The sequence below is a fragment of the Pseudomonas sp. B21-009 genome (genome assembly GCF_024749345.1).
GTDB lineage: Bacteria > Pseudomonadota > Gammaproteobacteria > Pseudomonadales > Pseudomonadaceae > Aquipseudomonas.
The window spans coordinates 4,762,483-4,784,383 of sequence record NZ_CP087199.1 but is presented as its reverse complement, the minus strand read 5'-3'; the positions used below and the strand labels follow the sequence as shown (position 1 = coordinate 4,784,383).

Sequence of the window (21,901 nt, the reverse complement as noted above, 5' to 3'; positions counted from 1 at the left end):
GTTGGCCAATGGCCGATCCACTCGACAAGGCTACCTCCAAGGCCCCGCCGACCCTCGGCGAGGGCTGCCTGAGCCGCTACGACCCGGATGCGCTGGACAGCGACGACGGCACCGATTTCCCCGGTGCCGCCGCACTTTGGGAGCAGCTCAAGCCGGCTAGCGACGAAGCCGCGCCTGACTGAGCCGCCAGCGCTCCAGCAGCGGCCGGCCCAACAGGCAGAGGAACACCGGGCCACCGGCGACCAGGTAGAAGTAATAGGTCACCAGCCGCCAGATCAGGATGGCCGCCGCCGCGGTCGATGTGCCCACCAAAGGCGAAAGCAATGCGGCCGAGGTCATTTCAGCCGCGCCTGCACCGCCCGGCAGCAGGCTGAATTGCCCGGCGCTGAGCGACAGCATCTGCACCAGAAAGCTCGGTATCCACTGCAGATCGACCCCAAGCCCGCGCAACGCCAGGTACAGCACGCTGTAGCGCAGCCCCCAGTGCACGCAGGTCAGGGCAAACACCAGCGCCAGGGTGCGTTTGGGTAGCCGCCAGGTTTCGCCCAGGGCGCGAAAGAAGTGCAGCAGCTTGCGCGTCCAGCGTCGGCGCCTGCGGGCGGACACCTTGAGCCTGTGCAGCAACCGGCCATTGAGGCGCAGTAGCGCGCGACGGTATCGCAGCAAGCCGAGCAGGGTGGCGAAGGCGGTGAACATCAACAGCGCGCTGCTGAGCAGCAGGCCCTCCAGGCTGCGGTTGAGACTGTGGAACAGCGCGTAGCCGGCGATCCCCAGCATGGCGCAGAAAAAGAACAGCAGATCATTGAGCTGGTCGGCAGCAAATACCGCGCTGCTGCGCGCCGGCCCGATGCGATCGCGGGCCAGCAAGGCCATCAGTGCCAGCGGCCCGCCGCTGCCGCCCGGCGTTGTACAGATGGCAAACTCGGTGGCCATGATCACCCCCAGGCTGCGCAAGCGCCCCAGCGCCGCGCCCTGGCTGCCGAGCAGCAAGCGCAGGCGCATGGCGTTGATGATCCAGCACACTACAATCATGGCGAACAGGCCCAGCAGCAGGTGCGGGGCAAAACCACGCAGGCGCGGCAACAGCTCGCTGCCTCCGAGCAGGGCTGGCACCAGCAGCGCCACGATCAGCGCCATCAGCAGCCAGAGCAGGCGGTTCACCGAGGGTGCCTGCTGGCCAGCCAGGCGGATTTGGTCATCGGCTCGCGGCCCTGGCGCAGCAAGCGCTGGACCGTTTGCAGCCAGTAGCGTCGCGAAAAGCCATGGCGCATGTCCACCGGGTGCAGGCCCAGGCGGATCACCGGCGCTTGGCGCAGGCGCGCCTCACGTACGTCGCACAACACTTTCGACAGCCCGCGGCGCCAACGGCTGCGGGCGCTCCAGACCAGGCCGGGGGCCGCGATCGGGCTGAAGTCGGGCAATTGAAAGATGTGCTGCGGGTCGCTGGTGTAACGCAGCGGGAGTTGGCGCAAGGCCTGGCGGGTGCCGTCGCTCATCAGCCAGGCCGGGGCGACAAAGCCCGCCAGGGGCCAGTCATAGCGGCGGAACAGGTCGATACCGGCTTCAAGGCGTTGCCGCGCCTGGGGCTGGTCGAGGCTGTAGAACTCGCCTTCCCAGGTATAGATGCGGCGCATGAAGTAGTCCCGCGGCGAGCACGGCGGCGGGCTGTCATCGGCATGAAAGTAGCCATGCAGGGCCATTTCGTCGCCACGCTGCAAGCGCCGGTCGAGCATCAGGCGAAATCCGGGGGCCTGCTCCAGGGCATTGCGCTTGTGAAAGTCCGGCACCACCAGCCAGGTCATGGGAATCTTGCCCAGAGCGTCGATGGCTTCGACGAAGGGTTGGTAGTCCGGCCAGGTTTCCGGCGCGACATCATGCAGCACCAGCAGCAGGCTCGGGCGATCGGCAGGCTCAGGCATGAGCGCGTACCGGCATCGGGTGGCCGAGCACCGCCCGGTAATGCTCGAGCAGGCCATTGACTACGCTGTCCCAGGCGTAGTGCTGCTCGACATGGGCGCGGGCCTGCTGGCCCATTTGCCGGGCACCGGCCTCGAACACCTCGCGCACCGTGCGGGCCATGGCCTGGCCATCGTTGGGCGTACACAGGCGCCCGCACTGGTCGTTGACGATTTCGCTGAAGGCCCCGGCGGCCACGGCAATGACCGGGATGGCGCTGGCCATGGCTTCGAGAATCACCAGGCCGAAGGTCTCCTGGTCGCCTGCGTGCAGCAGGGCATCGGCGCTGGCCAGCAGGCGGGCGACTTCAGCGGCCGGGCAGAAGTGATCGATGACGCTGACGTTGGCCGGCACCGTGGCCGGCATGTGCGAGCCCACCAGCAGCAGGTGATAGTGCTTGCCCAGACGTTTCATGCAGTCGAGCAGCACCGGCAGGTTCTTCTCCCGCGAGCCGCGTCCGGCGAACACCAGCAGGCGCGTGGTATCGGCGAGACCCAGTTGCCGGCGCAGCGACAGGTCACGGTGCTGCGGGTGGAAGGTTGCCAGGTCGACGCCCAGGCGCTGCACATGGACATTGTCGATACCCAGGCCGCGCAACTTGTCGGCCATTACCTGACTCGGCGCCAGCACCCGGTCGAAATTGCCATAGAGTTTGCTGACATAGGCTTCGACGTTGGGCGTGAACCAGTTGCCCATGCGGTTGCTCACCAGCAACGGTAGGTCGGAGTGATAGAAGCCGATCACCGGCACATCCAGCTGGCGCCGGGCATCCAGCGCCGCCCAGGCGGTCAGGTAGGGGTCGCCGACCTCGATCAGATCCGGCTGAAGATCGTGCAGGACATTGCGCCAAGGTGCCAGGCGCAGGGGGAAGCGATAGCCGTTGCCGAATGGCAGGGCCGGGGCCGGCACCTTGTAGATGCCGTTTTCGTGGCTGGCGCTGGCGCCGGGAATCAACAGGCTGTGGCGAACACCGGGGGTAAGGCCCAGGCGGCGGTGTTTGGCATCAAGATAGGTACGCACGCCGCCGCTGGCGGGCGCGTAGAACATGGTGATGTCAGCGATGTGCACGATCAGCATCCCTCCGAGATCGTCTCCAGAGTGTGTCACCAGGCGGCTTTTCGCCGCTGGAGACGCGCCCTAAGGTTGACCTCTATGAAGGATAGTTTGTTCGATTGGGTTCGGTAGCGGCTAGCGGCAAGCTACAAGCTGCAAGAAAAAGCAGAGCGCACTAGGCTCTGTTTCTTCTTGCACCTTACAACGTGTAGCTTGCCGCTCAAGCTCAAATACGGAAGCTGCCCACCAGTTGTTTCAGGCGGCTGGCTTGTTGCTCCAGGTCGGCGCAGGCGCGCAGGGTCGACTGCAGGTTCTCGACCCCTTCCTGGTTGAGCATGTTGATTTCGTTGATGTCCATGTTGATCGAATCGACCACGGCGGTTTGTTCTTCGGTGGCGGTGGCCACCGACTGGTTCATGCCGTCGATCTCGCCGATGCGCAGGGTTACGCTGCCCAGGCGCTCACCGGCCTGGTTGGCGATCTCAACGCTGTCCTGGCTGTGGCGCTGGCTTTGGCCCATGGTGTCGACCGATTCACGGGCGCCGACCTGCAGCTCTTCGATCATGTTCTGCACTTGCTGCGCCGACTCCTGGGTGCGGTGCGCCAGGTTGCGTACTTCATCGGCGACCACGGCAAAACCGCGACCGGCTTCCCCTGCGCGTGCCGCCTCGATGGCGGCGTTGAGCGCCAGCAGGTTGGTCTGCTGCGAGATGCTGGTGATCACTTCGAGGATCTGGCCGATGTTCACCGTTTTGCTGTTGAGCGTCTCGATGTGTGCGCTGGAAGTGCAGATCAGGTCCGACAGACGGTTCATCGCCTGGATGCTGCGATCGACCACCTGCTGGCCTTCTTCAGCCAGATGCCGTGCCGAGCTTGCCTGTTGCGAGGCTTGCGCGGCGTTGTGGGCGATTTCCTGGGCGGCGGCGCCCAACTGGTTGATCGCCGCGGCAACGCTGTTGGTGCGGTTGGACTGCTCGTCGGAGTTGACCATCGACGAGTTGGAGGCGCTGACTACCCGCAGGGCCACTTCGTTGACCTGCTCGGTGGCCGAAGACACTTCGCGGATCGAACCGTGGATGCGCTCGACGAAGCGGTTGAAGGCGGTGCCGAGGATGCCGAATTCGTCGTGGTTATGGATCGCCAGACGCTTGGTCAGGTCGCCCTCACCTTCGGCGATGTCCTCCATGGCCCGGGTCATGGTGTGCAGCGGTTGCATCAGTACGCGGATCAGCAGGCCGAGCAGGGCAATGATGATGACCACGGCGACCAGGGTGGCAATCACCGCCGAGGTGCGGAACTTGCTCAGCATCGAGTAGGCCTCGTCCTTGTCTACCGACAGGCCGATGTACCAGTTGGCTGAAGGCAGGCCCTTGACCGGGGCGAAGCTGAGGATCCGGGTCTTGCCGTCAAGTTCGACCTCGCTCGGCTCCTTGCTGATGCGCGGGGTGTTCTGTGGGAACAGGTCCGACAGCGACTTCATCACCAGGTTTTTATCCGGGTGCACGAGGATCTTGCCTTGATCGTTGATCAGGAAGGCGTAGCCCATGCCGCCGAAGTTCAGCGAGTTGATGATTTCGGTCAGGCCGTCCAGGGCCAGGTCGCCACCGACCACGCCGACATTGCGTGCAGCGGTCGCTACCACCGAAATGACCATCTTGCCGGTGCTGACATCAATATAAGGTTCGGTCAGGATCGGCCCGTTGGCGGCCATGCCGTCTTTATACCAGGGGCGTACGCGCGGGTCGTAGCCGTCGGGCATCTTGGTCTGTGGGCGGATGGTGAAACCGCCGTTGACGTCACCCAGGTAAATGGTCAGGAAACTTGAGACCAGCGCTTGTTGGCCGAGCAGCGTGCCGACTTTGTCAGCCTCGGGAAACGCGGCAATGTTTTGTGCAACGTTTTGTACCAGCAGAATACGACCGTCAAACAGGTTCTTGATATTGGTCGAAGTGGTTTCGCCCATTTCTTCAAGATAGTTTTCCAGATCCTCGCGAATGGCATTACGCTGCAAGAAATCGTTGTACAAGGTAAACAGGGTAAAGGCGATCATGACGATCAGCGAGGCGGCCAATAGGATCTTGTGGCTGAATCGGAGGCTTTTGTTCATAACGTGTCGGTCCGCTAAGGTCTTGTTATCCGGGTCGTTCGCACAAAGAACAGCGTGAAAGCAGTGCAGGTCCCAATTCCTTGTCGGGCTATTCCTGTCTTCCTGGTGGTCTATCGCTATTTAATATCGGCCGTTTCAAGCCAAAGCTTTAAACAGAGGGTGAAAAAACATGCCTGACTCTTCGCAATTCGTGCTCGGCGCCGACCTCGCCGGGCAGCCGGTGGCCCAGGCCATGCGCCTGGCCAACCGTCACGGCCTGGTGGCCGGGGCGACCGGTACCGGCAAGACCGTGACCCTGCAACACATGGCCGAAGCCTTCAGCGACGCTGGCGTGGCGGTGTTTGCCGCTGACGTCAAAGGCGACCTGTGCGGCCTTGGCGCGGCGGGCAACCCCCAGGGTAAGGTGGCCGAGCGCATTGCCGGCATGCCCTGGCTGAACCATCGGCCTCAGGCTTATCCGGTCAGCTTGTGGGATATTCACGGCCAGTCTGGTCATCCGCTGCGCACCACCCTCAGCGAAATGGGCCCGTTGTTGTTGGGCAATTTGCTGGAGCTGACCGACAGCCAGCAGGCGGCGTTGTATGCCGCGTTCAAGGTCGCCGACCGCGAAGGCCTGTTGCTACTCGACATCAAGGACCTCAAGGCGCTGCTGGCGCACCTGAAGGACAACCCGCAACTGCTCGGTGAAGACAGTGCGCTGATGACCACCGGCTCCAGCCAGGCCCTGTTGCGGCGCCTGGCAACCCTCGAGCAGCAGGGTGCCGAGGCGCTGTTTGGCGAGCCGGCCTTGCAACTGGAAGATATCCTGCAGCCGGATGCCGATGGTCGCGGGCGCATTCACCTGCTCGATGCCAGCCGCCTGGTGCATGAGGCGCCGAAAGTCTATGCGACCTTCCTGTTGTGGCTGTTGGCCGAACTGTTCGAGCAATTGCCCGAGCGTGGCGATGCCGACAAACCGTTGCTGGCGCTGTTCTTTGATGAGGCCCACTTGCTGTTCAATGGCACCCCCAAGGCCCTGCAGGACCGGCTGGAGCAGGTGGTGCGGCTGATCCGTTCCAAGGGCGTCGGCGTGTACTTCGTCACCCAGTCGCCGGGCGATCTGCCGGATGATGTCCTCGCGCAGTTGGGCCTGCGCGTCCAGCACGGCCTGCGGGCATTCACCGCCAAGGAGCAGAAATCCCTCAAGGCCGTGGCCGATGGTTTCCGCCCCAACCCGCAATTCGACACCTTGAGCGTGCTCACCGAGCTGGGCATCGGTGAGGCGCTGGTCGGTACCCTGCAGGAAAAGGGCACGCCGGGTATGGTCCAGCGTGTACTGATTGCCCCGCCGCAGTCGCGCATCGGGCCGCTGAGCGCCGCCGAGCGGGCGGCGCTGATTGCCGCTTCGCCCTTGGTCGGGCGTTATGACAAACCGATCGACCGTGAATCGGCCTATGAAATGCTCAATGCCCGTAAAGGCGGCGCCGCTGAGCCTGAGCAGGCGCCGGCTGCGGCTGAAGAGAGCTTGGCCGACAAAGCCGGCGAGTTCCTGCAAAGCGCAGCAGGGCAGGCGATCAAGTCGGCGGTACGCCAGGCGGCCAACCAGTTCGGGCGCCAGTTGGTACGGGGCCTGATGGGTTCGTTGCTCGGCGGCAGCAAGCGCCGCTGATTGCATCAGGCATAAAAAAGGCGCCCCTCGGGGCGCCTTTTTACTGCGGGGTGTATTAGCCGATGGCTTTGGTCGCCAGCCAGAACAAAGCTGCCGACAAGCCCACGGTAGCCGGAAGGGTCAGTACCCAGGCCAGCAGGATGGTGCGCACGGTGCCACCTTGCAGGCCGCTCTTGTTCGCCACCATGGTACCGGCCACACCCGAGGACAGTACGTGGGTGGTCGAGACCGGCAGGCTGAAGATGTTGGCCATGCCGATGGCGCAGGCTGCGGTGATCTGCGCCGACATGCCCTGGGCATAGGTCATGCCCTGCTTGCCGATCTTCTCGCCGATGGTCAGCACTACGCGTTTCCAGCCGACCATGGTACCCAGGCCCAGGGCCAGGGCGACCGCGAGAATCACCCAGAACGGTGCGTACTCGGTGGTGGCGGTGAGGTCCTTGCGCAGTTTGTCCAGGTCCGCCTTCTCGCGTGCCTGCAGGCCTGGCAGCTTGCCGACCTTCTTGGCGGTGTCGTCCAGGCAGAGCAGGTAACGACGTACTTCAATGCGTTTTTCCGGCGTCAGCGAACGGTAGTCGGCCACACCTTTGAGCGAATCGAGCAAGGCATTGATGGTCGGCTCGGTCTGCTGCGGGTTGCAACTGAACTGTTCTGGCAGGTCGCCTTCTTTGGCTTTGCCCAGGGCCAGGAATTCGCCCAGGGTCGCTTCGTTGCGCTGGTAGAACTGGTTCAGGTGCAGCGTGGCGTCGCGGGTCCGCTCGATCTGGTAGGTGGTGCTGTTGAGGTCGAGAACGAACGCCGATGGAACGATACCGATCAATACCAGCATGATCAGGCCGATACCTTTCTGACCGTCGTTGGAACCGTGCACGAAGCTCACACCCATCGCCGAAATTACCAGCACCAGGCGGTTCCAGAATGGCGGGTGCTTCTTGTCGTCGAGCTTGCGGCGCTGTTCCGGCGTCTTGTGCATCTTCGACAGTGGTCGCCACCATTTCAGGCCCAGCAGCACCAGCGCGGCGACAGCGAAACCGGCCATCGGCGACAGTACCAGCGACATGCCGATATCGATTGCCTTCTGCCAGTTGACCCCGTCACCCAGCGGAATGTCGCTGATCAGGGCGTTGGCCAGGCCCACGCCGAGGATCGAGCCGATCAGCGTGTGCGAGCTGGACGCCGGGATCCCGAAGTACCAGGTACCCAGGTTCCAGGTGATGGCGGCAGCCAATAGAGAGAAGACCATCGCCAGGCCGTGGCCGGTGTTCACGTTGATCAGCAGTTCGACCGGCAGCAGGTGAACGATGGCATACGCCACGCCGACACCGCCGAGCAGAACTCCGAGGAAGTTGAACACGCCGGAGAAGAACACGGCCAGGTGCGGCGGCATGGCTTTGGTATAGATGACTGTAGCTACCGCGTTAGCGGTGTCATGAAAGCCATTGATGAACTCGAAGGCGAGTACGAAGGTCAGAGCGAGCAGCAAGCTCACCAGTACCCAGGCATCAAGTCCGCTGAATAAATCGATCATGAAGGAATTCTGACCCGGTCATAAGGGGGCGCGATTATGCCAGAAATCCCCGGTAATCGATGCCCCTGCAACGGACCGCTCGACGACTTTTCTACCCCATTGCCCAAGCCGCTGAGTCGGCGATGCTTCGGTGATCGTCGGCTAAAATCGAAAAAAATCGAGAAAAATTAAACATTTGCATGATTTCATGCGTGTCAGAAAAAAATCAAACGGCCGTATGAAATTTGTGAAATTCCGTTACCGCATGCGTATGACGGCGCAAAAATCAGCTGCATCGTGCTCAGCTAAAAGCATCCCCGCACGCCGTGGCGCGGCGTGTTGCGATCGCCATCAGGCGTGGCTCAGGGCGCCTGGTCCTTGAGTTCTTTCTCGATTTTTTCCAGTTCCTGGGCGAAGGCCTGGTCTAGCACGCTTGCGCGTTTGCGCCATGGCTTGCGTTCCGGGTCGGGTTGCGCGGCATAAGTGGTCACTTCACCGCCATAGACGTCCTTGTAACGTTGTTCCTGGCGCTCTAGTTCGGCGCGCAGTTCATCTTTGGTCACAGTATTACCTGTATGGATATAAACCCTGGCGTTTACGCGGGCAATTGAGTGCGCGGGGCACAACATGCACACGGCTACGCGGCCAGAGCGGCATAACTGTCGCAGCAACAGTAGGTTGTGGTGGTGCAAGCGAAAGTGAACATCGAGGTGTTCACGTTAATGGCACTTGCAGCGATCCGGTTGTGTCTGCCTGGGGGCAGCAGCGGATTGGATCCGCACTATCCCCGCCCAAGGGCGTGGATACGAAGTTTTATTATAGCAAGCAGATTGTCTGACACTAGTACTCTCTATTGTTGATAAGAACAATAGAGCGGCGGTTTTGTTACCAAGTTATGAATGCGCTCAGTCCGCCGAGTATGAAATTTGAACCGGGCGCCGAGAAAAAGTTCTCTGGCCACCGACCCCGTCTTTTACGGAGGAAGGAAAAACGGCCTCGCTTCGTGGGCAAGGCCGTGCCTGGGACTTCTACGGTGGGTACCTGACCAGTCTCTCCAAGAAGCCACATGGTGGCGGGAGAAAGGTATAAGCAATTGAGGGTAGCGGTCAATTGCGATTATCGGTCGATGGTTCGATAATCGCCCCAGTGACCGTGTTGCCGAGGCTAGCCATGACAGAAGAAACCACGCCCAAAGGGCCAGGATTGAACGACAACGTGCGTAGCTCGTTTGCGTCCCTGGCGCCGCCTATCGTTGCCTCGCCGGCCAAGCGTATCCAGGCCTTTACCGGTGACCCCGATTTCATGACCTCGCTGGCCCGGGGCCTGGCGGTAGTTCAGGCGTTCCAGGAGCGCAAGCGCCACCTGACCATCGCCCAGATCAGCCACCGCACGGAAATCCCCCGCGCCGCGGTACGCCGCTGCCTGCATACGCTGATCAAGCTCGGCTACGCCACCACCGACGGGCGCACCTATTCGCTGCTGCCCAAGGTGCTGACCCTGGGCCACGCCTACTTGTCGTCGACGCCACTGGCGGTATCGGCGCAGCCTTATCTGGACCGCATGAGCGATCAACTGCACGAGGCTTGCAACATGGCCACCCTGGAGGGCGACGACATTCTCTACATCGCCCGCTCGGCTACGGTGCAGCGCCTGATTTCGGTTGACCTGTCGGTTGGCGGGCGCCTGCCGGCTTATTGCACCTCCATGGGCCGTATCCTGTTGGCGGCGCTGGATGACGCAACCCTGCACGAATACCTCGAGCACGCTGACCTGCAGGCCAAGACCAGCCGCACCATTCACGACCCGGCGGCCTTGCTCGAATGCCTGCAACTGGTTCGCCAGCAGGGCTGGTGCGTGGTCGACCAGGAGCTCGAGCAGGGCTTGCGCTCGATTGCCGTTCCGGTTTACGACGCCTCCGGCCAGGTGCTGGCGGCACTCAACGTCAGTACCCATGCCGGACGGGTCAGCCGCACCGAGCTTGAACAGCGCTTCCTGCCGATCATGCTTGCCGCCAGTCGTGACCTCAGCGCGCAATTGTTCGCCTGAACGTTCCTGTTCGATAAACGCACAGAGATGCGTTTATCGAATTGCGCCGCGCCCGCCTGCTTATTAATGTCCCTCGCAGCGGTCAGCCTGCCCTGACCGCCCATAATAATGAGCGAGAGGCAAACGCCCCATGACCGACTTCCTGTCCCTGCACGGTTTGCACCTGTCCTACGCGGGACTGCGCGGCAGCTGATCCAGTTTTTCGATCCCGTCCCTGTTCGTCCGTGCCGTTCACGCGCGCACCCGCACACGCGCGCGCTTCTTCTGGATAAAAATAATGAATAGTCCTCAAGCTGCTGTCGGAAACTGCCTTGATGTGCAGTCCTTTATCAATAGCCAACCGCTGTCGCGCTACCAATGGCGGGTGGTGATCCTGTGCTTTCTGATCGTCTTTCTCGACGGCCTCGATACGGCGGCCATGGGCTTTATCGCCCCGGCCCTGTCCCAGGACTGGGGCATTGACCGGGCCAGCCTCGGCCCGGTGATGAGCGCCGCGTTGATCGGTATGGTCTTCGGTGCGCTGGGGTCCGGGCCGCTGGCTGACCGTTTCGGGCGCAAGGTGGTGCTGGTAGGGGCAGTGCTGCTGTTCGGCGCGTTCAGCCTGGCGTCGGCCTACAGCACCAATGTTGACCAGTTGCTGGTGCTGCGTTTTCTCACCGGGCTGGGCCTGGGCGCGGGCATGCCCAATGCCACGACGCTGCTGTCCGAATACACCCCGGAGCGGCACAAGTCGCTGCTGGTGACCAGCATGTTCTGCGGCTTCAACCTGGGCATGGCCGGGGGTGGCTTCATTTCTGCCAAGCTGATCCCGGCGTTCGGCTGGCACAGCCTGCTGCTGATCGGCGGGGTTCTGCCACTGGTGCTGGCGGTGGTGCTGGTGTTCTGGCTGCCGGAGTCGGCGCGTTACCTGGTAGTGCGCAACCGCGGCACCGACAAGGTACGCAAGACCCTGGCGCCGATCGAGCCGGCCATCGTCGGCCAGGCATCGAGCTTCAGCGTGCCGGAGCAAAAGACCGTCAAAGCCCGCAACGTGTTTGCGGTGATCTTCTCCGGGACTTACAGCGTCGGCACTCTGCTCTTGTGGCTGACCTATTTCATGGGCCTGGTGATCGTCTACCTGCTGACCAGCTGGCTGCCAACCCTGATGCGCGACAGTGGCGCGAGCATGGAGCAGGCCGCCTTCATCGGTGCGCTGTTCCAGTTTGGCGGGGTGCTCAGCGCCGTGGCGGTGGGCTGGGCCATGGACCGTTACAACCCGCACAAGGTCATCGGCACCTTCTACCTGCTGGCCGGGGTGTTTGCCTACGCGGTAGGGCAGAGCCTGGGCAACATCACCCTTCTCGCGACCCTGGTGCTGATTGCCGGTATGTGCGTCAACGGTGCGCAGTCGGCGATGCCGTCGCTGGCGGCCCGCTTCTACCCGACCCAGGGGCGCGCCACCGGGGTGTCGTGGATGCTCGGTATCGGCCGTTTCGGGGCGATTCTCGGGGCGTGGATGGGCGCAACCCTGTTGGGCCTGGGCTGGAATTTCGAACAGGTGCTGACCGCGCTGGTGATCCCGGCGGCACTGGCCACCACGGCGGTGATTATCAAGGGCATGGTCAGTCACGCAGATGCGACCTGACAGCCCTCGCACGTGTTGTTAGCAAGATAACAATCGGTTCGATAATCGAACAGTTAGTCGATTATCGGATTGAACAGCCCCCCAGCCCATCTTAATCTGAACCCATGACCGGCGCCGCCCGAGGCGCCTTGAAACCGACCCCGACTCAGCATATCCAGGAGTCTGCAATGGCTGAAATCCTCTCGCTCCACGACGCCGTGAAGCAGTTCGTCAACGACGGAGACAGCGTCGCCCTCGAAGGCTTCACGCACTTGATTCCGACTGCCGCCGGGCATGAAATCATTCGTCAGGGCAAGAAAGATCTGACCCTGGTACGCATGACGCCTGACCTGATCTACGACCAGCTGATCGGCGCCGGTTGCGCCCGCAAGCTGATTTTCTCCTGGGGCGGCAACCCGGGTGTCGGTTCCCTCCATCGCCTGCGCGACGCGGTTGAAAAACACTGGCCGCACGCTATCGAGATCGAAGAACACAGCCACGCCGACCTGGCCAACGCCTACGTCGCCGGCGCCTCGGGCCTGCCCTTCGCGGTGCTGCGTGCCTACGCAGGTTCCGACCTGCCGAAGGTCAACCCACTGATCAAGAGCGTCACTTGCCCTTTCACCGGTGAAGTCCTCGCCGCCGTGCCTTCGGTACGCCCGGACGTCACCGTGATTCACGCGCAAAAGGCCGACCGCAAGGGCAACGTGCTGCTCTGGGGCATTCTCGGTGTGCAGAAGGAAGCAGCCCTGGCGGCCAAGCGCTGCATCGTCACCGTCGAGGAAATTGTCGACGACCTCCAGGCGCCGATGAACGCCTGCGTGCTGCCGACCTGGGCGCTGTCTGCGGTGTGCCTGGTACCGGGCGGCGCGCATCCGTCCTACGCCCATGGTTACTACGAGCGGGACAATCGCTTCTACCAGGCCTGGGACCCGATTGCCCGCAGCCGCGAAAGCTTCACGGCGTGGGTCGACCAGTACATTCGCGGCACCGCCGACTTCACTGAATTCAAGGCAAAACTGGCCAGCGCGGAGGCTGCACAATGAGCTACTCCACCAATGAAATGATGACCGTTGCCGCGGCCCGTCGCCTGCGCAATGGCGCCGTCTGCTTCGTCGGCATCGGCCTGCCGTCCAAGGCCGCCAACCTGGCGCGCCTGACCTCGTCGCCCGATGTCGTGCTGATTTACGAGTCCGGCCCGATCGGCGCCAAGCCAAGCGTGCTGCCGCTGTCGATCGGTGACGGCGAGCTGGCGGAAACCGCCGACACCGTGGTGCCGACCGGCGAGATCTTTCGTTACTGGCTGCAGGGCGGGCGCATCGATGTGGGCTTTCTCGGCGCGGCCCAGGTCGACCGATTCGGCAACATCAACACCACCGTGGTCGGTGACTATCACCAGCCCAAAGTTCGCCTGCCAGGTGCCGGTGGCGCGCCGGAGATCGCCGGTTCCGCCAAGCAGGTGCTGATCATCCTCAAGCAGTCGAACCGCGCCTTTGTCGACAAGCTCGACTTCATTACCTCGGTCGGCCACGGCGAAGGCGGTGATTCACGCAAGCGCCTGGGCCTGCCAGGCGAGGGGCCGGTAGGCATTATTACCGACCTGTGCATCATGGAGCCGGAAGCCGGTACTCATGAGTTCGTGGTGACCTCGATCCACCCGGGTGTGACCCGCGAGCAGATCATCGCTGCCACCGGCTGGGCCATCCGTTTTGCCGACAACGTGCAAACCACCGTCGCACCGAGCGATGTCGAGCTCAACGCCCTGCGCGACCTTGAAGCGCGCACCGCCGCCGCCCACGGCCAAGCGCCAGGAGAAGCCTGATGCGTGAGGTATTTATCTGCGATGCCATTCGCACCCCCATTGGCCGCTTTGGCGGCGCCCTGGCCAGCGTGCGCGCCGACGACCTGGCGGCAGTGCCGCTCAAGGCGTTGATCGAGCGTAACCCGCAGGTACAGTGGGATCAGCTCGACGAGGTGTTCCTCGGTTGCGCCAACCAGGCCGGTGAAGACAACCGTAACGTCGCGCGCATGGCGCTGCTGCTGGCCGGCCTGCCAGACAGCGTGCCGGGGGTAACCCTCAACCGCCTCTGCGCCTCGGGCATGGACGCGGTGGGCACGGCCTTTCGCGCCATCGCCAGCGGCGAGATGGAGCTGGCGATTGCTGGCGGCGTCGAGTCGATGTCCCGGGCGCCGTTCGTCATGGGCAAGGCCGACAACGCCTACTCGCGCAACATGAAGCTGGAAGACACCACCATCGGCTGGCGCTTCATCAACCCGCTGATGAAGGCCCAGTACGGCGTCGATGCCATGCCGCAGACCGCCGACAACGTTGCCGACGATTATCAGGTCTCGCGTGCCGACCAGGACGCCTTTGCCCTGCGCAGCCAGCAACGCACGGCTGCCGCCCAGGCTGCGGGCTTCTTTGCCGAAGAGATCGTGCCGGTGCGCATCGCCCATAAAAAGGGCGAGACGGTCGTTGAGCACGACGAGCACCCGCGCGCCGACACCACCCTCGAAGCCCTGGCCCGCCTCAAGCCAGTCAACGGCGCGGACAAGACCGTCACCGCCGGCAATGCCTCGGGGGTCAACGACGGTGCTGCGGCGCTGATCCTGGCCTCGGCTGACGCAGTGAAAAAGCATGGCCTGACCCCGCGGGCGCGGGTGCTTGGCATGGCCAGTGCCGGTGTGGCGCCGCGGGTAATGGGCATCGGCCCGGTGCCGGCGGTGCGCAAACTGACCGAGCGCCTGGGCGTGGCGGTGGCTGATTTTGATGTCATCGAACTCAACGAAGCCTTTGCCAGCCAGGGCCTGGCCGTGCTGCGCGAACTCGGCCTGGCCGACGATGCGCCGCAGGTCAATCCCAATGGCGGCGCCATTGCCCTTGGCCATCCGCTGGGTATGAGCGGCGCGCGCCTGGTCCTTACCGCTTTGCACCACCTGGAGAAATCCGGCGGACGCAAAGGCCTGGCGACCATGTGTGTCGGCGTCGGCCAGGGCCTGGCCCTGGCCATCGAGCGGGTGTAAACCAATGACCCGGCCGCGCCGCCTCCACGCAAGGCGGCGCGGCCGGCGTGATTGTTCTGTGGAACGTGAGTGTTACTGAGTGTGTCTAGACTCTCAGAACCCACCAAGAGTAAGCAGCCATGACTTCAGCCTATTACACCGGTGAGGAGCGTAGTAAACGCATCTTTGCCATTGTCGGTGCGTCCTCGGGCAACCTGGTCGAATGGTTCGACTTTTACGTCTATGCCTTCTGCGCCATCTATTTCGCCCCGGCCTTTTTCCCCTCCGACGATCCGACGGTACAGTTGCTCAACACCGCCGGGGTGTTCGCCGCCGGCTTTCTGATGCGACCGATTGGTGGCTGGCTGTTCGGCCGCGTCGCCGACCGTCATGGCCGCAAGAATTCGATGATGATCTCGGTGCTGATGATGTGCGCCGGATCGCTGGTCATCGCCTGCCTGCCCACCTATGCCTCGATCGGCGCCTGGGCGCCGGCGCTGCTGTTGCTGGCGCGGCTGTTCCAGGGCCTGTCGGTGGGCGGCGAATATGGCACTACCGCCACCTACATGAGTGAAGTGGCGCTGCGCGGCCAGCGCGGTTTTTTTGCCTCGTTCCAGTACGTGACCCTGATCGGCGGGCAGTTGCTGGCGGTGCTGGTGGTGGTGATCCTTCAGCAGTTGCTCAGTGAAGACGAACTGCGCGCCTGGGGCTGGCGCATCCCGTTTGTGGTCGGTGCGATTGCTGCGCTGATCTCGTTGTTTCTGCGCCGCTCGCTGGAAGAAACCAGCAGCGCCGAAACCCGCAACGACAAGGACGCCGGCAGCATCGCCGGGCTGTTTCGCAACCACAAGGCGGCGTTCATCACCGTGCTTGGCTACACCGCCGGCGGCTCGCTGATCTTCTACACCTTCACCACTTACATGCAGAAGTACCTGGTCAACACCGCCGGCATGAGCGCCAAGACCGCAAGCTTCATCATGACCGGCGCATTGTTTTTGTACATGTGCATGCAGCCGTTGTTCGGCATGCTCTCGGACCGTATCGGCCGGCGTAATTCGATGCTGCTGTTCGGCGCGTTGGGCACGCTGTTCACCGTGCCGATCCTGCTGGCGCTGAAAACCGTCACCAGCCCGTTCCTGGCCTTCGTGCTGATTACCCTGGCGCTGTGCATCGTCAGCTTCTACACCTCGATCAGCGGTCTGGTCAAAGCCGAAATGTTCCCGCCGCAGGTACGCGCCCTGGGCGTCGGCCTGGCGTATGCGGTGGCCAACGCGCTGTTTGGCGGCTCGGCCGAGTACGTCGCCTTGGGGCTGAAATCCATGGGCATGGAAAACACCTTTTACTGGTACGTTACGGCGATGATGGCGATTGCCTTCCTGTTCAGCCTGCGCTTGCCGAAGCAGGCTGCGTACCTGCACCACGACCATTGACCTGTTCAAGGACCTGCCAATGAACCCGCGTCCGGGCAATCAGCTGTTCGATGCCTATTTCACCGCGCAGGGGATGCGCGAGATTTTCTCTGACCGTGGCCGGGTACAGGGCATGCTTGATTTCGAAGCGGCCCTGGCCCGTGCCGAAGCAGCCACCGGGGTAATCCCCCAGGTGGCGGTGGCGGCGATCGAAACCGCCTGTCATGCCGAACGCTATGACTTTGCCGCGCTGGCCGAGGCGATTGCCGTGGCCGGCAACTCGGCGATCCCGCTGGTCAAGGCGCTGGGCAAGGTGATCGCCAGTGGCGTACCGGAGGCCGAGCGTTATGTACACCTGGGCGCCACCAGCCAGGATGCCATGGACACCGGCCTGGTGTTGCAACTGCGGGCGGCGCTGGCCTTGATCGAGGCCGACCTGGCGCAACTGACCAACGCCCTGGCGCGCCAGGCCGAGATTCACGCCGAGACGCCCCTGGCCGGGCGCACCTGGCTGCAACATGCTACGCCGGTCACCTTGGGCATGAAGATTGCCAGCTGGCTGGGCGCCTTGAATCGCCATCGCCAGCGCCTGCAGGAACTCAAGCCGCGCCTGCTGACCCTGCAGTTTGGCGGCGCCTCCGGGACCCTGGCGGCGTTGGGCGACAAGGCCTTGCCGGTGGCCGAAGCCTTGGCCGCAGATTTGCAGCTGACGCTGCCTGAACAACCCTGGCACACCCAGCGCGACCGTCTGGTGGAGTTCGCGGCGGTGCTCGGCATGATCGCCGGCAGCCTTGGCAAGCTCGGCCGTGACGTCAGCCTGCTGATGCAGACTGAAGCGGCTGAAGTGTTCGAGCCTTCGGCGCCGGGCAAGGGCGGTTCCTCGACCATGCCGCACAAGCGCAACCCGGTCGGCGCTGCGGTGCTGATCGGCGCCGCCACCCGGGTCCCGGGCCTGCTGGCCACGCTGTATGCCGCCATGCCCCAGGAGCACGAGCGCAGCCTCGGCCTGTGGCATGCCGAATGGGAAACCCTGCCGGAGATCTGCTGCCTGGTCTCCGGGGCGCTGCGCCAGGCACAGATCATCGCCGATGGCCTGGAAGTGGACGCCGAGCGCATGCGCCGCAACCTCGACCTGACCCAGGGCCTGGTGCTGGCGGAAGCGGTGAGTATCGTCCTGGCCCAGCGCCTGGGCCGTGACCATGCCCACCATCTGCTGGAAACCTGCTGCAAGCGGGCCGTGGCCGAGCAGCGCCATCTGCGCGCCGTGCTGGGCGACGAGCCGCAGGTCAGTGCCGAACTTTCGCCAGACGAGCTCGATCGTCTGCTCGACCCAGCCCACTACCTCGGCCAGGCTCGTGCCTGGGTCGAGCGGGCGCTGGCTGAACATCACCGCGTCAATGCCTGAAGGAGGCTGCAGTGGCACAGGTACAACTCGCCGATGGCGTACTCAACTATCAACTCGAAGGCCCGGAACACCTGCCGGTGCTGGTGCTGTCCAATTCTCTGGGTACCGACCTGCACATGTGGGACACCCAGGTGCCGGCTTTGACTGCGCATTTTCGCGTGCTGCGCTATGACACCCGCGGCCATGGCGGTTCGCTGGTGACCCCGGGGCCGTACAGCATCGAACAACTGGGCCAGGATGTAGTGGCGCTGCTCGATGCCTTGAAGATCGAACGCGCGCATTTTTGTGGCCTGTCGATGGGCGGGCTGATCGGCCAGTGGCTGGGGATCAACGCCGGCGAGCGGCTGAACCGCCTGATCGTGTGCAACACCGCGGCCAAGATCGGCGCGCCGGACACCTGGAACCCCCGCATCGAGCTGGTATTGCGTGATCGTCAAGACGCGATGGTCGGCCTGCGTGATGCCTCGATCGAGCGCTGGTTCACCAAAACCTATGCCGAGGGCAATCCCGACCAGGCCAAGCGGATTACCGATATGCTCGCCGCCACCTCGCCTGAAGGCTATGCGGCCAACTGCGGGGCGGTGCGCGATGCTGATTTTCGTGAGCAACTGGGCCAGATCAAGGTGCCGCTGCTGGTGATCTCCGGCAGCCACGACGCGGTGACGCCGCCGGCCGGTGGGCGTTTCATCCAGGAGAACGTGGCGGGCGCGCAGTACGCCGAATTCCACGCTGCGCACCTTTCCAACGTCGAAGTCGGTGCGCCGTTCAGCCGCCGGGTAATTGATTTTCTGCTGGGCCGAGAGGGCTGACCATGGACGAGAAACAACGTTATGACGCCGGCATGCAAGTGCGCCGCGCGGTGCTCGGCGATGCCCATGTCGACCGTAGCCTGAGCAACCTGAGCGAGTTCAACAGCGAGTTCCAGGAAATGATCACCCGCCACGCCTGGGGTGACATCTGGACCCGCCCGGGCCTGCCGCGGCATACCCGCAGCCTGATCACCATCGCCATGCTGATTGGCATGAACCGCAACGAGGAGCTGAAGTTGCACCTGCGTGCGGCGGCCAACAATGGCGTGACCCGTGAGGAGATCAAGGAAGTGCTGATGCAGAGCGCGATCTACTGCGGCATTCCGGCGGCCAATGCCACCTTCCACCTGGCCGAGTCGGTGTGGGATGAGTTGGGGGTTGAGTCCAGGGGCTGACCCTCAGGGCCTCATCGCGGGGCAAGCCCGCTCCCACAGGTTTGGTGTAAGCGCAGGGCTGCAAAGCAGCCCCGCTCAGACCGCTGCCTTCTTCTGCCGAACCGCCACCGGCCCGACATTCTCCTCGATGACCTTCTTCAGCTCCGGGCGCAACCCCAGCAAGAACCCCAGCTCCACCACCACGAACAACGGCCCGATGATCAAGCCCATCAGATCATCGACAAACGCCGGTTTGCGGCCTTCATAGTGGTGGCCGACAAACTGGATCACCCAGCCGATCACGAACAACGCCAGCCCGGCACTCAGCCAGACCAGGGTGCTTTGCACCGCCAGCGCCTGCCCGGCCCACAGGCACAAGCCCAGCAACAACGCCATCAGCAGGCCCAGGCGTTGGTCCAGGCGCAGGTAGAACCAGCCGGTAACCAGCGCCACCAGCAGTGCTGGCGAGAGCCAGACGCCCGCTAATTCGGTGCCCGGGCGTGACAGCAAAACCGTTACCGCCAGCACGATCAGCGGTATGCCGATGAAGTGGGTGGCGATGTTGCGCGGGTCGCGGTGGTAGGCGGCGTATTGACTCAGGTGTTCGACCAGGTTTTTCATTGTTGTTCCTCCTGTAGGTGACGTGAGCATGTCCTACAGATATCCACCTGTCTGTCGGCTAGCCGACAGAGTTCAGCTTCGAGGCGCTATGCGCGAAACCCTGCTGCAAGGTCACTGGTTCCAGGCATTGCCTCCCAGCTTTCAGGATAGCCTGCTGGCACTGGCCCGGCCGCGTCAGCTGGCGGCCGGGCAATACCTGTTCCAGCGCGGCGATGCGCCGTGCGGGCTGTATGCGGTGCTCGACGGGGCGATGCGCGTGGGCGCGGTGGCCACCGATGGCAAGGAGGCGCTGCTGACCCTGATCGAAGCGCCGCACTGGTTCGGCGAGATCAGCCTGTTCGACGGCCAGCCGCGCACCCACGACGCCCAGGCCGAAGGACTGACCCAGTTGCTGTGGATCCCCCAGGCGCCGCTGTTGAAGTTGCTCGATCAACAGCCCCGGCACTGGCGCGACGTGGCCTTGTTGATGAGCCATAAACTGCGCGTGGTGTTTGTTGCGCTGGAGCAGCAGAGCCTGCTGGCCGCCGCACCGAGGGTGGCCCACAGGCTGTTGCAGATCGCCGCCGGCTATGGCGAGTTGCTTGGCAGCCGGCGCGTGCTGCAACTGTCCCAGGAGCAACTGGCGCTGATGCTCTCGCTGTCGCGCCAGACCACCAACCAGATCCTCAAGTCGCTGCAGCAGGAAGGCGCCTTGCGCCTGGGCTATGGCGAGATCGAGATCCTCGACCCGGCACGCCTGCAGGCCCTGGCTAGTCCGGCTGGAACGGCGACTGACTGAGGATCACTCCGGTCTCCTCGACATACTTCTGCCATTCGCCCAGCAGCGCCTGCAGCTTCGCCGGTTGTACTGCGGCCAGGTCGTTTATTTCGCCCGGGTCGCTGGCCAGGTCGTACAACTGCCAGGTGGCCGGGCCGACCGGGCCGGGAATGTACAGCGCTTTCCAATGGCCCTGGCGAATGGCCCGGCGCCCGAACAGCTCCCAGCCGGTGACGGTGTTTTCGTCGTGCACTTGCTCGGTCTCGCCCGACAGGTAACCCAGCCAGGATTTACCGCGCAGCGGCGCCACCTCACGGCCGCGCCAGCGCTTGCCGGGGTGGCGCACACCGGCAAGATCGAGCAGGGTCGGGGTGATGTCCATCACCGTGCTGAACTGCTGGCTGATCTGACCCTGGCGTGCCAATGCCGGGTAATGCACCAGCGCCGGAACGCGAATTCCGCCTTCGCTGGTAAAAGCCTTGTACAGCCGCGACGGTGCGGTGGCCGCCTGGGCCCAGTGCGGGCCATACCAGACATAGGAATTGGCCCGGCCGATGTTGTCCAGGCTGTTGTCATAGTGCTGGTCGAGGTAGCTTGCCAGTTGCGGGCCGAACTTGGGGAAGGCTTCGAGCAGCGCACCTTCGGCGCCGTTGTCGGACATGAATAACACCAGGGTGTTGTCGAGCAGGCCCTGCTTGCGCAGGTAGTCGAGCACCCGGCCGATGTTCCAGTCCATGCGCTCGACCATCGCCGCGTACACCTCCATGGCCCGCGCCGAGCGCTGGCGTTGCTCGTCGCTGAGGCTGTGCCAGTGGTTGTCGACCGGGTGGGCCTGGGTGTCGGCGGCGATCAGGCCGAGCGTGCGCAGTTTTTCCAGGCGCTCCTGGCGCAGCACTTCGGGGCCGGCGTCGTAGCGGCCCTGGTAGCGCGCCACCACGTCGGCCGGCGCCTGCAACGGCCAGTGCGGCGCCGAGAACGGCAGGTAGGCGAAGAACGGCCGGCTCTGGTCGCGCTCCTTCAGGTACTGCAGCAGCTTGTCGCCGAAGGCGTCGGAGGAATAGAAGTCCTTGGGCAGCTCGTCGATGAAGGTCTGGTCTTCGATGTACAGCGCCGGCGTCGACTTGAGCAGGCCCGGAGTGTGTTCGTCGTAAGTCGGTTCAAAACCATAGTGGTTGGCTGCGCCCGGCAGCAGGGCGAAGGAGCGCTCGAAGCCACGGGCCTGGGGCGCCAGCTCGGCGGTCAGGCCCAGGTGCCATTTGCCGCTCATCAGGGTCTGGTATCCGGCATCGCGCAGCAGCTCCGGCAAGGCCACCACGCGGTCGTTGAGGTAGCCTTCGTAGCCCGGCTTGCCGATCAGCTCCGGGGTCAGCGCCTCGGCCATGGTGCCGATGCCGGCGATATGGTGATCGGTGCCGGTGAGCAGCATCGAGCGGGTGGGCGAGCAGGTCGGCGCGGTATGAAAGTCGGTCAGGCGCAGGCCGGCAGTGGCCAGCGCGTCGAGGTTCGGCGTGGCGATTTCGCCGCCGAAGGCGCCGATATCGGAGAAACCCAGGTCGTCGGCAACGATGACCAGAAAGTTGGGGCGTTGGCTCATGGTCGGTTC

General features: G+C 63.6%; 19 protein-coding genes and 2 pseudogenes. 12 read left to right on the top strand and 9 right to left on the bottom strand.

What is annotated here, in order from left to right; genetic code table 11:
- Positions 1–8: 8 nt before the first annotated feature.
- Positions 9–182: a hypothetical protein gene (locus LOY34_RS22025; protein ID WP_195884943.1), complete on the top strand. Its 174-nt coding sequence runs from the start codon at positions 9–11 to the stop codon at positions 180–182.
- Here the strand turns inward: LOY34_RS22025 and LOY34_RS22020 are convergent.
- The 5 genes and pseudogenes from LOY34_RS22020 to LOY34_RS27615 all read right to left on the bottom strand — a co-directional run.
- The gene (locus LOY34_RS22020) at positions 157–1,161 is read right to left on the bottom strand and encodes a lysylphosphatidylglycerol synthase transmembrane domain-containing protein (RefSeq protein WP_195884942.1); all 1,005 of its coding nucleotides are present in this window, start codon (positions 1,159–1,161) and stop codon (positions 157–159) included. The genes LOY34_RS22025 and LOY34_RS22020 overlap by 26 nt on opposite strands.
- Entirely contained in the window at positions 1,158–1,919 is a 762-nt protein-coding gene (locus LOY34_RS22015) for a polysaccharide deacetylase family protein (RefSeq protein ID WP_258664035.1), read from the bottom strand. The genes LOY34_RS22020 and LOY34_RS22015 overlap by 4 nt, the downstream gene beginning before the upstream one ends.
- Positions 1,912–3,033 (bottom strand): glycosyltransferase family 1 protein, encoded by a 1,122-nt coding sequence (locus LOY34_RS22010; RefSeq protein ID WP_195884940.1) that lies wholly within the window; start codon positions 3,031–3,033, stop codon positions 1,912–1,914. The genes LOY34_RS22015 and LOY34_RS22010 overlap by 8 nt, the downstream gene beginning before the upstream one ends.
- A gap of 202 nt (positions 3,034–3,235) precedes the next feature.
- Positions 3,236–3,832: pseudogene (locus LOY34_RS27620) on the bottom strand (methyl-accepting chemotaxis protein); the annotation flags it as partial.
- A gap of 261 nt (positions 3,833–4,093) precedes the next feature.
- Positions 4,094–4,972, bottom strand: a pseudogene (locus LOY34_RS27615) (cache domain-containing protein); the annotation flags it as partial.
- A 313-nt stretch (positions 4,973–5,285) separates the two neighbouring features.
- Between LOY34_RS27615 and LOY34_RS22000 the strand changes: the two are divergent.
- The gene (locus LOY34_RS22000; RefSeq protein WP_195884939.1) at positions 5,286–6,764 is read left to right on the top strand and encodes a helicase HerA-like domain-containing protein; all 1,479 of its coding nucleotides are present in this window, start codon (positions 5,286–5,288) and stop codon (positions 6,762–6,764) included.
- 55 nt (positions 6,765–6,819) lie between these two features.
- Here the strand turns inward: LOY34_RS22000 and LOY34_RS21995 are convergent, their stop codons facing one another.
- Both LOY34_RS21995 and LOY34_RS21990 read right to left on the bottom strand, forming a co-directional pair.
- Complete coding sequence (locus LOY34_RS21995) at positions 6,820–8,292, bottom strand: inorganic phosphate transporter (RefSeq protein WP_045197461.1); 1,473 nt, start codon at positions 8,290–8,292, stop codon at positions 6,820–6,822.
- 341 nt (positions 8,293–8,633) lie between these two features.
- Positions 8,634–8,834, bottom strand: coding sequence for a hypothetical protein (locus LOY34_RS21990; protein ID WP_010220873.1), 201 nt, complete (start codon positions 8,832–8,834; stop codon positions 8,634–8,636).
- Between the two features lie 607 nt (positions 8,835–9,441).
- On the opposite strand from LOY34_RS21990, the gene pcaR reads away from it, so the two are divergent.
- From pcaR to pcaC, 9 genes are all read left to right on the top strand, one after another.
- Entirely contained in the window at positions 9,442–10,317 is an 876-nt protein-coding gene (pcaR, locus tag LOY34_RS21985; RefSeq protein ID WP_195884938.1) for a pca regulon transcriptional regulator PcaR, read from the top strand.
- Between the two features lie 277 nt (positions 10,318–10,594).
- Positions 10,595–11,941: an MFS transporter gene (locus tag LOY34_RS21980; RefSeq protein WP_093379926.1), complete on the top strand. Its 1,347-nt coding sequence runs from the start codon at positions 10,595–10,597 to the stop codon at positions 11,939–11,941.
- Positions 11,942–12,108: 167 nt separating this feature from the next.
- On the top strand, positions 12,109–12,966 hold the full coding sequence (locus tag LOY34_RS21975; protein WP_045197469.1) for a CoA transferase subunit A: 858 nt from the start codon (positions 12,109–12,111) through the stop codon (positions 12,964–12,966).
- Entirely contained in the window at positions 12,963–13,742 is a 780-nt protein-coding gene (locus LOY34_RS21970; protein ID WP_045197471.1) for a CoA-transferase subunit beta, read from the top strand. Before LOY34_RS21975 ends, LOY34_RS21970 begins: the two co-directional genes overlap by 4 nt.
- Positions 13,739–14,944: a 3-oxoadipyl-CoA thiolase gene (gene pcaF, locus LOY34_RS21965; RefSeq protein ID WP_195885921.1), complete on the top strand. Its 1,206-nt coding sequence runs from the start codon at positions 13,739–13,741 to the stop codon at positions 14,942–14,944. The genes LOY34_RS21970 and pcaF overlap by 4 nt, the downstream gene beginning before the upstream one ends.
- A 119-nt stretch (positions 14,945–15,063) precedes the next feature.
- Positions 15,064–16,353, top strand: coding sequence for an MFS family transporter (locus LOY34_RS21960; protein WP_045197475.1), 1,290 nt, complete (start codon positions 15,064–15,066; stop codon positions 16,351–16,353).
- A 19-nt stretch (positions 16,354–16,372) separates the two neighbouring features.
- Positions 16,373–17,737 (top strand): 3-carboxy-cis,cis-muconate cycloisomerase, encoded by a 1,365-nt coding sequence (locus tag LOY34_RS21955; protein ID WP_045197477.1) that lies wholly within the window; start codon positions 16,373–16,375, stop codon positions 17,735–17,737.
- An 11-nt stretch (positions 17,738–17,748) separates the two neighbouring features.
- Entirely contained in the window at positions 17,749–18,546 is a 798-nt protein-coding gene (gene pcaD / locus LOY34_RS21950) for a 3-oxoadipate enol-lactonase (protein ID WP_195884937.1), read from the top strand.
- 2 nt (positions 18,547–18,548) lie between these two features.
- Positions 18,549–18,941 (top strand): 4-carboxymuconolactone decarboxylase, encoded by a 393-nt coding sequence (pcaC, locus tag LOY34_RS21945; RefSeq protein WP_045197482.1) that lies wholly within the window; start codon positions 18,549–18,551, stop codon positions 18,939–18,941.
- A gap of 75 nt (positions 18,942–19,016) precedes the next feature.
- Here the strand turns inward: pcaC and LOY34_RS21940 are convergent, their stop codons facing one another.
- Positions 19,017–19,541: a DUF962 domain-containing protein gene (locus LOY34_RS21940; RefSeq protein WP_093379932.1), complete on the bottom strand. Its 525-nt coding sequence runs from the start codon at positions 19,539–19,541 to the stop codon at positions 19,017–19,019.
- Positions 19,542–19,629: 88 nt separating this feature from the next.
- On the opposite strand from LOY34_RS21940, the gene LOY34_RS21935 reads away from it, so the two are divergent.
- The gene (locus tag LOY34_RS21935) at positions 19,630–20,319 is read left to right on the top strand and encodes a Crp/Fnr family transcriptional regulator (protein ID WP_045197486.1); all 690 of its coding nucleotides are present in this window, start codon (positions 19,630–19,632) and stop codon (positions 20,317–20,319) included.
- Here the strand turns inward: LOY34_RS21935 and LOY34_RS21930 are convergent.
- Positions 20,291–21,892 (bottom strand): arylsulfatase, encoded by a 1,602-nt coding sequence (locus tag LOY34_RS21930; RefSeq protein WP_195884936.1) that lies wholly within the window; start codon positions 21,890–21,892, stop codon positions 20,291–20,293. The genes LOY34_RS21935 and LOY34_RS21930 overlap by 29 nt on opposite strands.
- Positions 21,893–21,901: the final 9 nt, after the last annotated feature.